Annotated in this window: 12 protein-coding genes; 3 read left to right on the top strand and 9 right to left on the bottom strand. The window is 62.0% G+C overall.

Annotated elements, in window-relative coordinates:
- Positions 1 to 77: 77 nt before the first annotated feature.
- From WCA85_RS34850 to wecB, 3 genes are all read right to left on the bottom strand, one after another.
- Complete coding sequence (locus WCA85_RS34850) at positions 78 to 2,246, bottom strand: glycosyl transferase family protein (RefSeq protein WP_424070268.1); 2,169 nt, start codon at positions 2,244 to 2,246, stop codon at positions 78 to 80.
- On the bottom strand, positions 2,243 to 4,402 hold the full coding sequence (locus tag WCA85_RS34855) for a cellulose synthase (RefSeq protein ID WP_424070270.1): 2,160 nt from the start codon (positions 4,400 to 4,402) through the stop codon (positions 2,243 to 2,245). The genes WCA85_RS34850 and WCA85_RS34855 overlap by 4 nt, the downstream gene beginning before the upstream one ends.
- Before the next feature lie 176 nt (positions 4,403 to 4,578).
- Positions 4,579 to 5,766, bottom strand: a complete 1,188-nt coding sequence (gene wecB / locus WCA85_RS34860; protein ID WP_424070272.1) for a non-hydrolyzing UDP-N-acetylglucosamine 2-epimerase — start codon at positions 5,764 to 5,766, stop codon at positions 4,579 to 4,581.
- Positions 5,767 to 6,499: 733 nt separating this feature from the next.
- On the opposite strand from wecB, the gene WCA85_RS34865 reads away from it, so the two are divergent.
- The gene (locus tag WCA85_RS34865; protein WP_074265082.1) at positions 6,500 to 6,661 is read left to right on the top strand and encodes a DUF1328 family protein; all 162 of its coding nucleotides are present in this window, start codon (positions 6,500 to 6,502) and stop codon (positions 6,659 to 6,661) included.
- 111 nt (positions 6,662 to 6,772) lie between these two features.
- Here WCA85_RS34865 and WCA85_RS34870 read toward each other — a convergent pair whose 3' ends face one another.
- Together WCA85_RS34870 and WCA85_RS34875 are read right to left on the bottom strand one after the other, a co-directional pair.
- On the bottom strand, positions 6,773 to 7,090 hold the full coding sequence (locus WCA85_RS34870) for a hypothetical protein (protein WP_424070275.1): 318 nt from the start codon (positions 7,088 to 7,090) through the stop codon (positions 6,773 to 6,775).
- 78 nt (positions 7,091 to 7,168) lie between these two features.
- Positions 7,169 to 7,420 (bottom strand): hypothetical protein, encoded by a 252-nt coding sequence (locus WCA85_RS34875; protein ID WP_424070277.1) that lies wholly within the window; start codon positions 7,418 to 7,420, stop codon positions 7,169 to 7,171.
- 10 nt (positions 7,421 to 7,430) lie between these two features.
- Here WCA85_RS34875 and WCA85_RS34880 point away from each other — a divergent pair, with 10 nt between their 5' ends.
- Positions 7,431 to 7,652: a hypothetical protein gene (locus WCA85_RS34880; RefSeq protein ID WP_424070279.1), complete on the top strand. Its 222-nt coding sequence runs from the start codon at positions 7,431 to 7,433 to the stop codon at positions 7,650 to 7,652.
- A gap of 146 nt (positions 7,653 to 7,798) precedes the next feature.
- On the opposite strand, the gene rfbC is transcribed toward WCA85_RS34880, so the two are convergent.
- The 3 genes from rfbC to WCA85_RS34895 form a co-directional block, all read right to left on the bottom strand.
- Positions 7,799 to 8,350 carry a dTDP-4-dehydrorhamnose 3,5-epimerase gene (gene rfbC, locus WCA85_RS34885; protein WP_424070281.1) on the bottom strand — a complete coding sequence of 184 codons (552 nt, stop codon included), beginning with the start codon at positions 8,348 to 8,350 and terminating at the stop codon, positions 7,799 to 7,801.
- Positions 8,351 to 8,478: 128 nt separating this feature from the next.
- Complete coding sequence (locus tag WCA85_RS34890; RefSeq protein ID WP_424070283.1) at positions 8,479 to 9,552, bottom strand: glycosyltransferase family 4 protein; 1,074 nt, start codon at positions 9,550 to 9,552, stop codon at positions 8,479 to 8,481.
- Positions 9,552 to 10,799, bottom strand: coding sequence for an oligosaccharide flippase family protein (locus WCA85_RS34895; RefSeq protein ID WP_424070284.1), 1,248 nt, complete (start codon positions 10,797 to 10,799; stop codon positions 9,552 to 9,554). Before WCA85_RS34895 ends, WCA85_RS34890 begins: the two co-directional genes overlap by 1 nt.
- Positions 10,800 to 10,933: 134 nt before the next feature.
- Here WCA85_RS34895 and WCA85_RS34900 point away from each other — a divergent pair, with 134 nt between their 5' ends.
- Positions 10,934 to 12,181 (top strand): glycosyltransferase, encoded by a 1,248-nt coding sequence (locus WCA85_RS34900; protein WP_424070286.1) that lies wholly within the window; start codon positions 10,934 to 10,936, stop codon positions 12,179 to 12,181.
- 104 nt (positions 12,182 to 12,285) lie between these two features.
- On the opposite strand, the gene WCA85_RS34905 is transcribed toward WCA85_RS34900, so the two are convergent.
- Positions 12,286 to 13,452, bottom strand: coding sequence for an acyltransferase family protein (locus tag WCA85_RS34905; protein ID WP_424070314.1), 1,167 nt, complete (start codon positions 13,450 to 13,452; stop codon positions 12,286 to 12,288).
- Positions 13,453 to 13,710 lie beyond the last annotated feature (258 nt).

A 13,710-nucleotide genomic window follows, 5' to 3' on the forward strand; every position in this document is an offset into this window, starting at 1 on the left:
GACCGTCACAAAGGCCGCGCCGGCACAAGCATGCGCAGTAGGTGCGGCGAGCCTTCGCCAAGTGGGATGGAAATCGATCATTCGGAGGCCACCACACCGCCACGCAGGCGATGCTGTTGCTGGATAACGTTGTCGAGTGCAGCACGCGAAATCACTTCGCGGGCCACCATGTAATCGCCGATACGCCCATGCCGGTCGGGCCGGTAGTGCTGTAGCGCCGCTTCGAATGCTTCGCGCCGCACGTGTCCGTGCTCGATCAGCAGGTCGCCAAGCAGCGGTACGCCGCGCACCGGCGGCGCCGCTTCCTCGGCTTCGGCCTCGGCCTCGCGCTGTGCCGTCTCGACACCGCGCAGCAAGCGCAATCCCGCTGCGATCTCACCTTCGCGGACGATTTCCTGCGTCACAGGTGTGCCGACCAGTGTCTTCAGTTCTTCGAGCACCGTGTCCGGCAGCGGACTCGCCGTCAACAGCACAGCCTCGCCGTTTGGCCCATCGCCTTGCGGAAGCGTCCGATGCCGCACGATCGCTTCGAGAGGTAAGCGCGTAGCGTCGTGCTGCAACTGTGCTGCACGCAGTCGCCCACGCGGCAAATCGGACTGGAACGCGATTGCCTCCGCGAGCGTTTCCTCGTCGAGCCAGCCTTTGGCCATCAGCACGCGGCCAAGCGGTGCCTCACGCGCATGGCTTTCGCCGAGCGCCTGCTCCAGCTTGTCGGGGTCGATGGCCTGCCACGACACCAGCAATTCGCCAAGACGCTGCCGCCGGTCGACAAACCCATCGGCCGACGGGAAGTCGTGCATGGTCTTGTCCCATGCGAGGCGCTTGCCGGTCACGAGGTGCGTGAGGAACAACTTCCACGCCCGCGAAACCGCCATGAAGTTGATGAAGTTGCCTACCACCATGCGCGGCACCGACAACAGGCCGTGCTCCCAACCGTACAGGCGGGTGACGAAGTAGATCCGTTGCACGACGCGCAGAACCAACGCGACGCCGTTCGCCCACAACAACCCCTGCACCCACGGGGAATCGGCAAACGGTGAGGCAATCAGATCGGGCAGGAGCCCGAACAGATCGGCTGCGGCAAATAACAGAAACTGCAGAACCAGCACGTACGCGATCATGCCGATAAAGGCCGTCACCGTGCCCTTGCGGTCGCGCGCCAGCAAATAGCGGTTCGCCAGTGACCCGCTCCAGCCGGTCTGCTTCCAGCCCTGCAAGCCAATCCCTAGCGCCCAGCGCGCACGCTGCCGGTAGGCGGTGCGGAACGTATCGGGAAAGAATTCGCGCACGCACAACGGCATGGTCAGCGTGAACTCGCGTTCCTTACCGAACCCGAACCACGACTTGCGGCGGGTTGAGAACTGCACCGGAAAGCGCGCGAAAATCGAATGCATGCCCATTTCGCCGAGACGCGTGCCTACGTCGTAGTCCTCAGTGAGACTTTCCGTATTGAACGGCTGATTGCCTGTCGCTTCGATCAGCGACAACAATGCGCGCCGCGAAAAGCAGGTGCCCACGCCCGCCGACGGCACGCTGCCCGCGAGGCTTTCGCGCACCACGAGATCCTTCGCATGCCACTCGGCGAACTCGTCCATATAGGTGCCGGCCACCAGTTCGAACCAGTTGCGCTCGAGGGAGGCCACTGGCAACTGGATCATGTCCTTGCGCGGCAGCAGATAGTTGAAAAAGCGCAGCTCCACCGGATGCAGCACGTCTTCACTGTCGTGCAGCACGACACCGGCAAACTCGATGCCGGCTTCCTGCTCGTGACGGAAGATCGCCTGGATGACCCAGTTCAGACAGTCCGCCTTGCAGGTCGGACCATCGTGCGGCACTTCCACACGCCGCAACTGCTTGTAGCGGCGGCGCATACGTTCGACTTCCGCAATGGTCTGCGGGTCGTTCTGGTACGTGCCGACAAACACGATGTAGTTGCGATAATCGAGCACCCGCACCATGTCTTCGATCATTGCCGCAATCACGTCGTACTCATGCCATGCAGGCACCATGATCGCGAGCGGCTGCTCTTCGTTCGCATACAACTGCGCACTGGTGAGCGGCTTGTAGGTGCGCTGCACGGTGAAGCGCCGGATGATAAGGCGCGCCCAGTACCAGACATCCACGAACAGGTCGTCGAGACTCGACAGCAGAATCAGGAACGCCACCGCCGCCGCAACGTATTCGAGCCCGTGGTAATAGTGGGCAACGAAGTAGCCCCCATACCATTTGATGAGTGCAATGCTCACGACTTGTCCTGATTCCTGCGGCGCGCAATCCGGGCGACCAGCAACAGCACGATAAACAGCGCGACCAGTACCGTCGGCACGCCCCAACGCAGCCAGTCGAGCGCCAGCCAACGGCCATTGCCCTCACCCGCGTCCGGCACTTCGCCAGGATGACGCGTATCGAACTGGCGCAACACGCCGCTGCCGTCGACGATCGCCACGTCGCCACGCGACAGTTGCAGCGAGGTCGGAATGATCGGCGGCGTATCGCCTACCGTGCGATAGACGATGCCCGATACGTCACCGGCCTTCACGGTTTCGATCACGCCAAGGCGGTTCAGGCCGGAAACGTCGGCAAGCGTCTTGCCGGATGCGTCCGTGAGCGACAGACGGTCGCTCGCAAGCCGTGCGACGCTGTGCTCGTCGTTCAGCGCGACATCCGCGGCAAGGAACGCGTCCTTCGGGCTGACGGCCTGGCCGTCAGCGGCCACGCTCAATTCAGCGCGCGTCGGGGCGATACCCGTGGCATTGGCGAGACTCGCTACACGTGCGAGGACATGCGGCGCATCATTCAGATAGGCATTCGGCACGATCACGGTCGCGGCCGTTGCGAAGCGCGCCACCATGCCGGTGAAGTCGTCATCGACGCTCGCCTCGACCAGCGATAGATGGCTGCTCGGCAACACGGCAATCGGATGGCCCGGATCGCGCGCCTGGCAGCCGGCATCCGGCTGGCGCTGGAACACGACGCGCAACAGATTGCTCGGCGCCAAGGCATAGCGCGGAATATGTGCGGTGATGCGCTGCGGCTTGCCGTCGGCGTTCAGCAATTGCGAGCCGATCAGCACGTCATTGAAGTAAACGGAGGCGGTCTGGGCGCTGCCATTTGCCGTCGGCGAGGCGGCAACGTCGAGCACCACATCGCCCGGCAGTTTGCCGTTGCCGGAAGCGGCACCCAGATCGAAGTTCGCATCCCACGTGGCGCGCCCTTTCACGTCGAGCGTGCGCGGTTCGCCGCCGAGCAGCGCCAGTGCAATCTGGTCCGCGTGCGTATTCGGCGAGTTGTCGATCTCATGCACGACCAGTTGGCTCGACACGTCAATCGGCAGCCACGCGTGCGCGAGCACCGCCACACCGGCGTTGTCACCCACCACGATAGCCGTCTGTCCACCTAGGTGCGCAAGGCGCACTTCGCCGGCGGCGAGCGGCTTCGCGATCGGGTCCATCGCGCGCACGCGCCATGCGTCGAACGCATCAACGGCATTCGGGGCGGCGCTCACGACCTGTACGCGCAACGCATCAAGCGTGACCTTTAGGGTATTGCGCACGTTGTCGTCCGCGACGATCACGTCAGGCGCGAAGGCCGAACGCGGCGAGAGCGCGACGAGCGCGCCGACTTCCGCCGGATTCGCCAGCTTGTGTGTCCCGCCCGCGGCCAGCGCGGCAAACGCCGGAATCGTGCGCAACGGTCCCGGTACATCGAGGCTGCCGAGTTCGACGGTGTCGCCAACGGCCGGCCATGCCTGGCTGACCGGGCCGTGACCTTGACGCTGCATCAGCGCTTCAATGCGCCAGCCGGCATCGAACGCAGGCGCGCCCAAGGCGCGGGCGCCCACCATCACTACCGGCTTGTGCGGCAGTGCGCTCCACGCGCCGCGCAGATCGCCGATCGCATCCGGATCGAAGCTGTATGTGAGGCGCGTCGTCGGCGCAATGCGCCACACGTTGCCGATCGCGGTCTGATCAGCACAGACGTTATCGCTCAACACCGACGACCAGTCGAGGCCAACCCGCACGAAGCCCGTAGGACGCGCGCTGCCATCCACACCGAGGTTCGCTGCGGCATCGCCCTGCGGATCCGTGGGCGTGCGCGAGAGAACCGGTGAGCCATCCAGCGACAGCAGCATGGTCGTGCGTCCGCCATTGCCGCGCAAATAGCTGCCATCAAGCTGCAAGGCCGCATTGGTGAGCGGCAAGCCGGCCGGCACCGGCAGATACAGTTCCTGGCGTGAGTCCGGCGCGTGCAGCACGATCGGGTCGCGCATGCCGAGTTCGGCAAGCGATACGGTGCGCGTCGCCAGGCGGCCGCTGCCGAGTTGCGCGAAGTCGCCGGCCACATCAACCGGTTGGGCGTGGGCGGCGGAGCATAGAACCATCAACGCGGCGAGTGCCGTCAAGCGGGGGCACGAAAGCTTAGAGGGAGTCACGGTGGTTAGTCTTGAAAATAGAGCGCACCCCATGAAGCTCTGAATGTGCGCTGCTTGGTTTAGCTGAAAATGGTTATGGCCCCGGGGTCCGGGGCTTGCGATCCAGGGGAACGGCGCTTGCCTCTACCGTGTCGCCCGCGGTGGCCTTACTGCACTGTCGCGGCCAGCGGAATACGTCGGCTCTGCGTGGCGGCCACGCTGCCGAATTCGTCGTACGGTCGGCCAGCCAGGGCGGCGACGATGCGCTCCGATGCGCGGCCATCGCCGTACGGATTGACACGGCGCGCGAAATCGTCGCGCTCGCGGGCGTCTTCGAGCAGATCCGTCACCGCGCGCACGATCACTTCGCGCTGTGTGCCGACGAGGCGCACCGTGCCCGCGCTTACCGCTTCCGGGCGCTCGGTGACGTCGCGCATCACGAGCACCGGTTTGCCGAGCGCAGGAGCTTCTTCCTGCACGCCGCCGGAGTCGGTCAGGATGATCGACGCGCGCTGCATCAGGCGAACGAAGCCGAGATAGTCGAGCGGCTCGATCAGATGCACATTGCGTGCAGCGCCGAGCGATTCCTGTACCGGACCGCGCACATTCGGATTCAGGTGCACCGGGTAGACGATCTGCACCGCATTGGTTTTGGCCAGGTCGCTGAGCGCCGCGCAAATGTTGGCAAAGCCTTCGCCAAAGCTCTCGCGGCGGTGTCCCGTGACGAGCAGAACCGGCAGGGAGTTATTCAGGAAGTCGAAACGTGCGTCGAGTTCGGCACGCAGCGCGGCATCGCCGTCAATGCGTGCGATCGTCAGATTGAGTGCATCGATCACCGTATTGCCCGTGACGATGACCCGGCCGTGCAGCGACTCGCGCGCGAGGTTAGCCTTCGAACTGGCCGTGGGCGCGAACATCAGGTCGCTCATCACGTCGACCACGCGGCGGTTCATTTCTTCCGGCCACGGCTGCATCAGATTGCCCGTGCGCAGGCCGGCTTCGACGTGGCCAATCGGAATGCGGCGGTGAAAGGCGGCGAGCGCGGCGGCCGAGGCGGTCGTGGTGTCGCCATGGACAAGCACGCGATCCGGCTGAGCGGCGGCGAGCACGTCGTCGAGCGAGCCGATCAGACGCGACGCCAGGCTGTTGAGCGTCTGATTGCCGGTCATGAGCTTGAGATCGTAGTGCGGCACGATCGCGAACAGATCAAGCACCTGGTTGAGCATCGACTGATGCTGGCCAGTCACACAGACAATTGATTCGATATTCGCGTCGGCTTCGAGACACTTGACGAGCGGCGCCATCTTAATGGCTTCAGGCCGTGTACCGAATATCGATAGGATTCTCGTTGGCATATTATTGTTGCTCTTCCCTGGTGTATTTATCGGCGGCGAGGGCACAGGATTTTCGCAAACTGCGAATGCGTAAAAATTCCCGATCCTGGCCTCTGCGGCACCGATATTCGCCGCCCTCCCAGATAAAGGGAGCCGACTAACCGAACGCTTTGGCCTTGCCTGCTGGATTCATCCGGACCCACCGAAGTGGCCCCTGCCCGGCTTTTTGAATCGCCGGCGAGTATAACGTGTGTTTACGGCAGAAACGCCAAAGGATTTAGGCGCTTTGCGAACTTCGCCACGCGCGATCGCCGCGGCCTGGCGCCTGTTTATCAGCAGTTGCCGGATAAACGCAGACGCGCAAACGTTTTACCGACGCCATTCGCCGTCGGTAAAATCTGTTGTTATTTGACAATGGTTAACCTTCGGATTTAAAGCGGTCGCTTCGACGCGTTGGTCGATACCGATTTAAAGGGGCACATTGGTGTTTACGCGCAAACGTTACAAAGCGGCTAATAGAACGAAGTTATTCAAATGGAGTTTCTCTTGAAGCGAATTTGATTCATTTTTGAATCATTTTCGAACGCGGTTTGGTTTCAACCGCTGGCATGGTTTTGCTCTGACGGTGTCATCCTGGGCACAGCAGTTGCTGTTGTACGCTCGGCGGCACAGACACGACGAACCGGTTCAGGCGCGCGTGAATGACGAAAGCCAGCCGGTTTCACCATCTCAGGAATCCATCGAGGAGAGGCCCATGCTTCGCTACGCAGCAATTTTCTTTATCATCGCCATTATCGCGGCGGTGTTCGGCTTCGGGGGTATCGCCGCGGGGGCGGCCGAGATCGCCAAGGTCCTGTTCTTTATCTTTATCGTGATCTTCCTCGTGACCCTGCTGATGGGTGTCGTCAGACGCTAACGGCAAGAGGAACCGGCTGTGGGCCGCCTCGCATTGCAATAGTTTCCGATCCTCATTGCAATAGTTGCGGCCCGACGCCACAGCGCCGGACCAGACAGCATCGCGCTCGCGCTAAGCGGCCGCAGGATTCAGTTCAACATGCAGTATCACAAGCCAGCGGTGTGGACAGTCGGCCGCAATCTGCGGCCCCACCTCTCCATCACGTGCGGCGCCGACAAAGCCCTTTTCTTTTGCCAGGCAGAACGCGCGGCGCGCATCGGCTTGCAGCCACATCGACACCAACCCGCAGGTCACGAAACCGAACACCGTAACTATCTGCGGCGACAGAGCCGCATCGATCTGCCGCGCGAGCAGCGTGAACGCAGTCGTTAATATCTGGGACGTTGCGATCGCAATCAACACGATCTTCAGCATGCCTCGGAACATCATCCCTGGTCGCGTGCGTACCATTGTTTTCTACTGTCCTTCTGAAAGTTCGATTAACACGTCCTGTGAGGACCGCTTAGCTTATGCAGCACGCGCGATGGGACCGCGCGGTAATTCGAGCCGTCGCGACCACGTCGCAAGAGTGCCAGCAGCCACCGCCGGTTTGCACAGAATCGCACTGTCGTAGCGCTTGCCGTCAAAGTGCAGAAAATCGGTGATGCGAAAGCCGTGGTCACGATAAAACGCAATCAGATGAGCGGCCGGTTGCGGCGTATCGAGCGCCAGTTCCGCATAGCCGCGCGTGGCCGCCCAGTGATCCGCAAATGCCAGCATCAGTGTGCCGATGCCGCGCGACTGCCACGCGGGTTCGACGCCAACCGGTCACATCTGCGTTCTGATTGACGCGTGTGCAGTTCAGGCGCTGCGCGCCGAGCCGCGCAAACGCGCGATGCAGCATCGCCGTGCGCGCCCCGTAGGAGTCGCGCGCCGGATCGAAACGGCGCAATTCGATGCCGCCAAAGGCGCGCCGCACATAGCGGATGGGTATGGGGTGCTGCCGGACTGAGCGTGGGTTCACCGTGATCATCCAGGGTCATCAGGATGATTGAAGTGTAGATTTGGCGGCCTGGCGCCCGCAAGAAAAAATGTCGTAAAAACTGGTGTAAAACCGGCGGCGCACGGCTTCGCGCGCACCGTTTCCAACCGCTGCACTCACGCGTAATGCTCGGCCGCGTAAAGCAGCTTGCCGGCTTCGTCCTTGGGCGCGAGGATAGGCGCAAACTCGATCGGCCAGTCCACGCCGATGTCCGGATCGCTCCATAGAATGCAGCGCTCGTGTTCCGGATACCAGAAGTCAGTCGCTTTGCACAGACACTCGGCCGTGTCCGACATCACCACGAATCCATGCGCGAACCCAGGCGGCACCCACATCTGCCTGCGGTTGGCCGCGCTCAGATGCACGCCGATCCACTTGCCAAAGGTATGCGAACTCAGGCGGATATCCACGGCCACATCGAACACGTCGCCCACCACCACCCGAATCAGTTTGCCCTGTGGATGCTGGATCTGATAATGCAAGCCGCGCAACACACCGCGCCGCGAGCGTGAATGATCGTCCTGGACGAATTCGACGCCGCCGGTCACGCGTTCGGCAAACTCATCCGCATTGAACGCTTCGAATGAACTGCCCAGGTCGTCGCAGAACAGATCCGATTCGACGATCTTGACTTCCGGCAGTGCGGTACGCGTTACCTTGATGCCCATGCCACTCGACCCATGAAGAGAAATCGGCAGCCCCCGATGAGGCCCCGCCCTGCGACTCGCCATCCGCACGCAACTGCGCCGCGTCGTATGTAGCACACCTTGCCTTACCGGCGATGTATAGCGGGCATTCATGCGAGCGCCCCTGCCACCCGGCGCGTAATGGCCAGATACTGCTGCGCTGTATCGTTCAGTGTGAGACCGTCGAGCGAGCGCGCCACGCGTGGCTCGTGCAGTGCGCTGACAAGCGCTTGTCCGTATGCCGAGGTGTCCGTGGTATCCAGCATCTGCACGCCAGGGAAGTCTCGCGCGAACGCAAAGGCTTCAATACGGCTCGCCACCACCGGAATGCCTGTCGCGAGCGCTTCGAGAAACGCAATGCTGTGCCCTTCCGAGCGCGACGGCATAGCGAATACGCTCGACTCGGCAAGCAGCCGTGAGACGTCCTCACGCGGACCGTCGACGACGACCCGCCCGCCAAGCCCTAGCTCGTTCACCAGCGCGTTGACCGCAGCAAAATACGCCGTGTCTTCGACCACGCCGACGAGCAATAGCCGGGCATCGGGGACGACGCGCACCGCCTCGGCGAACGCGCGCACCGTCTGCAACTGATCCTTCACCGCGTTGTAGCGACCAATCTGCACGATCTGCGGCGCGCCGTCCTTGCCACTGCGTGCAGCACCCGCTGTGCAGACGAAACGGCGCGTATCGACACCATTGGGAATCACCTGCATCAGGGGATGGCGGCCAATTGCCGCGACATAGTCCTTGAGATTGGCTTCGGATACGCCGACCACCGCACCCGCCCGGCGCGACAAGACGCGCTCGACCCGGCGAAACAGGGAACGCTCGAAGTCGTTGGCCGCCGAATGCATCACATAGATCACCGGCACGCGAACCGGCAAAGCGCGTGCGTAGAAAGCCGGAATGGTTGCGTGCGCAAGCAGCACGTCCGGCTTGAAGCGACGAATCACCTGGTACAAATGCCACAGCTTGCCGAGACCGCCGTATCTGCGCGCTGGAAACAGACACGTGACCGCGTGCCCATCGAGTTCGTTACGCAATGCGCTGAAGTCATCATGTTGCGGGAGCAACGAAGCGATCGACACTGCATCGCCATGCATGCGTTGATGGATCGCGAGATCTTTGGCCAGCACTTCGGCGCCGGACAAACGCGGCGCGAGAACCAGATGAAGAATCCGCATCACGACCTCTTGATGATCCGGTAGAACATCCATGCCGCGGCGGCGCTCAAACCCGCCGTCATGGCCCATGCTACGCCCGTCACGCCCCACAGATGCGTCGCGGGCGGCACGATGATCACGAGCGCGATCACCTGCAGCACCGAAGCCTGCGTGGCGGCCTTCGGCGCGCCAATCGCGCGCAGGTAGGCAACCAGCATCGCGATCACCGCTCCAATCGCCATGTTAATGACGAAGATCCTGAAGAGCGGGACCGCGGACATCCATGCCGGTCCGAGCACCAGCATGAAAAGCGGCGCAGCGGTCGAGCGCAGCACCAGCACGACCGCCACCAGACCAATGACGATCACCGTCAGATAGCGCGCAAACAGCCTGGCTGCCGAGCCATCCTCGCGACGAAAGTGCGCGGAGAAAGTCGGGAACAGATACTGACTCAGCGCGATCGCAGCATCCGCGAGCAGCATCTGCGCGAGCTTCGACGACATCTGATACGCACCGAGCGCGATCGGGCCGAGCAGCTTCGCAACCAGCACCTTGTCGAACTGGTTGAGCACCAGATTGACGACACTGCCCGCCCAGATCCAGCGGCTGAAATTCACGTAATGGCCAATGCCATGCCACGCAAGCCGAATGGGCGGGCGCGGCCCCATCGTGGTCCATGTCAGCACGGTCTTGAGCGACTCGCCCGCAATCATGCCTACCAGTACCGCAAACGCGCCCAAACCGCCCCATGCGCATGCAAGGCCGACCGCGCAATCGGTAAATGCAGCCGACGTTTCGACGCCAGCCAGTTGCTGAAAACCACGCTCACGCTGGATCATGTAATACGCCGGCGACGCAATACCACGGATCAAGGGCAGCGCGGCCGCCATTTGCAGCAGCACCAGCGACCCGCCCAGATGAAATTGCGCGTTCATCAACGGCGCGAGCGCAATCAGCAGGAGCGCGATCAGGGCGCCGCGCGCGGTGAGCGTGGTCCAGACTGCGCCCAGCTCCGCACGGTTCGGCACGCTCTTCGCCTGCACCACTGCTTGTGCCAGGCCCGTGTCGCTCAGCGCTTCCGCAATCGCCACTGCCAGCAGCGCCACGCTCACACTGCCGATCGCCGCCGGACCTAGCATGCGGCCGATGGCAAGGAATTTCACCGCGACCAGCCCGCGCACCACCACCTGCTGGAGCAATACCCAGGTAGCCGCGCTACCGCCGAATGCAGGCCTCATCGAGACAAGCGGAAGCCTGATCGATCTCACGGATGCCCTCCCCTTTAGCATGCGCCAATCCATGCCTGACACGGTAACGCGGCTGTTTATGCGGGGACCGCCATCTCATAGCCGATATCGGCCCCTGAGCGGATCGCTGTCCTGTTTTTCGCTACCTTGCCGGTATGACAAAAGACACTGTCCTGATCATCGAGCCTGACTTCTCCGGACACCGGTGGCGCTACGCCGAATGGGCCGCGCAGGCCGCTATCGAAGCGGGCTACGCCTGCGTTATCGCGACCGCCTCGGCCAACGCGCCCCATCCTCTTGCGCAACGTATCGCCGCAGCTAGCGAACACAGCGAACACCCTGCAGATCTGCAGATCACGTTTGTCGACCCGCCGGCGCGAGCGCAACGCCGCGGCCCCGGCTCGCTCAGCTATGTGCAATTTTTTCGCTATTTCCAGCATATTTATCGAACCATCGGCAGGGAGTATGGCGTGGTGCGCGTGATCGTGCCGTATGCCGATTACTTCCTGTATGCGCTCCCCGTGCTTGGCTCGCCGTTTGGCTCGATGCCATGGGTTGGCATCACGATGCGCGCCACGTTTCATCATCACGAGGCCGGGGTGCATGCGCCGCGCCGCCCGCTCGTCAATGCGCTCAAGGCACAGTTGTTTCTCCGTGCGCTGCGCACGCCTGGCCTGCGGACTTTGCTAACCATTGATCCGACGCTCGGCGACTGGTGTGCCAAACATGCCACGCCGGATAGCGCGCCGGTTCAGTATCTACCCGACCCCAGCCCCGATACGCCAACACCGGATCCGCAGGACGCGAGAGACCGGCTCGGCTTGACGCTATACGGTCAGCACGTGCTGGTGTATGGCGCAATCAGCGAGCGTAAGGGCATTTACGAACTGATCGATGCGCTAACGGCCCGTGCTGACGCACCTACGCTGGTGATTGCCGGCGCACAGGACATGGACGTGCGTGCGCCGCTCAAACGCCGTCTTGCGCAACTGACGCAGCCGCCCATCGTGCTCGATCACTTCATCTCCACTGAAATGGAGAGCGACCTCTTTTCCGCCTGCGATGTGGTGTGGCTCGGCTACAAAGGGCACTACGGCATGAGCGGTGTGCTGGTGCAGGCCTACCGGTCAGGCACGCCGTTGATTGCGACCGCGGATGGCCTGATTGGGTGGTTCTGCCGGGACGGGGCACTGGGGCCCGTTATCGACGATCTTTCGGTTGATTCGATCAATCAGGCGCTAGACCAGGCACTCGACTGGTCTGCCGAGAATCCGCATGCAGCGAGCGGGCATCTGCTCGAACGCAATACGCTGAGTCACTTCAAACAGACCCTGCAGTCTGCGATCCGCGAGAACCCCGAAGTCCTGTCGACGGATGAATGCAGCCAAGGGGCTGCGGCTTGACGCCTGACTTAGGCAGTCTGACTTAAGGCAGGTTTAGTCAGGCCGTTTGACTCAAGACAAGTTGACTTAAGTACGACCGATGGTCGTGTTCCGGCGCGCGTCACTTACAGCACGTGCCCACCCACTGCCGGCACTTCCAGTTCCTCGGGCATCCCCTCTCCTCTTGCCCCTTTGCGGCGCGCCGGGAAAATCGCATCGCGGATACGCAGGAAGGGAAATTCGATCGCCCGCGTCGTCACATAGCCAATCCCGACAGCGATCACGAACTGTGCGACCAGCACCGGTGCCCACGCCGCGATAGCCGGCACATGCCAGGCCTCGAACTTGCGAATCAGCATGTCGCCCGGGGCGAGCGCGAGTGAGTGCCACAGATAGATGCCGTACGAATAGACGCCAATCCACGCCACGGCGCGAAATAGCCAGGCCTCGCGCAGCGTCTGCGAATACTCGATCGTCAACACGATCAGCGCACAAAAGCCCAGCGCCTGAAGCGTATAGCCAATGCTTTCATCAAGCGGCACATTCTTGGTCGCCAGCACGAGCCATGCAACGAGCGCCAGCACCAGCACGATCAGCGTCTTTTTGTGCGCCGCCATGCGCCGGTACACCTCAGGCTTCATCCAGTAGACGGCCGCCAGAATCACGCCAAACAGCAGACTGTCGATGCGGTATTGCGTATAGAAGAAGGCGGCATCGAGATCGCCTTTGGACACTACTACGCAACGGGCCGCCAGCACGATCGCGCAGATCGATAGCAGAATGGCGAGAATGGCATTCGCGCGCAGTTTGAGCATGGTCACCAGCAACAGCAGCGCTGGCAGGAACAGATAGAAATGCTCCTCAACCGCGAGACTCCATGTCTGGGTAATCGACGAACCCAGGTAGTTCTGCATGTGCGTGAGGTTCTGCACCAGAAAGGTACTGGTCGGATGGCGCCCGGCGAACACATGAAACAGGATCAGCACGTAATACGCGGGCCAGATCTTGAAGATCCGTCTGATGATAAAGCGCCGCGCATCGATGCGGCCCACCTTCGCATACTGCTTGAGCAGCAACCCGCCCACCAGAAAGCCGCTCAACGTGAAAAACAGGTTGACGCCTTCCTTGCCGAAACTCTTGAGCGGGTATTCGATCGCTGCGACGATCGCGCTACCTGTATGCACCGTATGGAAATGAAAGCCCATCACGGCGATGATTGCGATACCGCGAATGAAGTCGAGTTCAATTGACCGTTGCGGCCCTTTGGTGTTTTCCGTGCCGAACCAGCGCATGATTCCCCCTTTCACGGAATGAACGTATCCAGACAGATTTCCGCCATCTGTCCTCATATCTTCTTGTGCCAGGTCCGGTTCCATCCGCCACAATCGCGGCATTCACGGCCATGCGCAAAGGCTGTTGGCAAGTACCAACACGCGCTGCGCGAAGCCGTACCGGCACGGCTGGCAATTCGCGCCGAAGACTAGTCGTTGCACGCCTGCGCAACCGGACGTTAATTTCCCCGCTGCTATATTCGGCTTAATGAATGGGGG

It is taken from the genome of Paraburkholderia sp. (genome assembly GCF_049581445.1).
Taxonomy (GTDB): Bacteria; Pseudomonadota; Gammaproteobacteria; order Burkholderiales; family Burkholderiaceae; genus Paraburkholderia.

Excerpts from the sequence above, each read along its gene's own strand:
- wecB (WP_424070272.1), bottom strand. The coding sequence starts at position 5,766 with ATGCCAACGAGAATCCTATCGATATTCGGTACACGGCCTGAAGCCATT.
- WCA85_RS34865 (WP_074265082.1), top strand. The coding sequence starts at position 6,500 with ATGCTTCGCTACGCAGCAATTTTCTTTATCATCGCCATTATCGCGGCG.
- WCA85_RS34870 (WP_424070275.1), bottom strand. The coding sequence starts at position 7,090 with ATGATGTTCCGAGGCATGCTGAAGATCGTGTTGATTGCGATCGCAACG.
- WCA85_RS34875 (WP_424070277.1), bottom strand. The coding sequence starts at position 7,420 with ATGCTGGCATTTGCGGATCACTGGGCGGCCACGCGCGGCTATGCGGAA.
- WCA85_RS34880 (WP_424070279.1), top strand. The coding sequence starts at position 7,431 with ATGCCGCGCGACTGCCACGCGGGTTCGACGCCAACCGGTCACATCTGC.
- rfbC (WP_424070281.1), bottom strand. The coding sequence starts at position 8,350 with ATGGGCATCAAGGTAACGCGTACCGCACTGCCGGAAGTCAAGATCGTC.
- WCA85_RS34890 (WP_424070283.1), bottom strand. The coding sequence starts at position 9,552 with ATGCGGATTCTTCATCTGGTTCTCGCGCCGCGTTTGTCCGGCGCCGAA.
- WCA85_RS34900 (WP_424070286.1), top strand. The coding sequence starts at position 10,934 with ATGACAAAAGACACTGTCCTGATCATCGAGCCTGACTTCTCCGGACAC.
- WCA85_RS34905 (WP_424070314.1), bottom strand. The coding sequence starts at position 13,452 with ATGCGCTGGTTCGGCACGGAAAACACCAAAGGGCCGCAACGGTCAATT.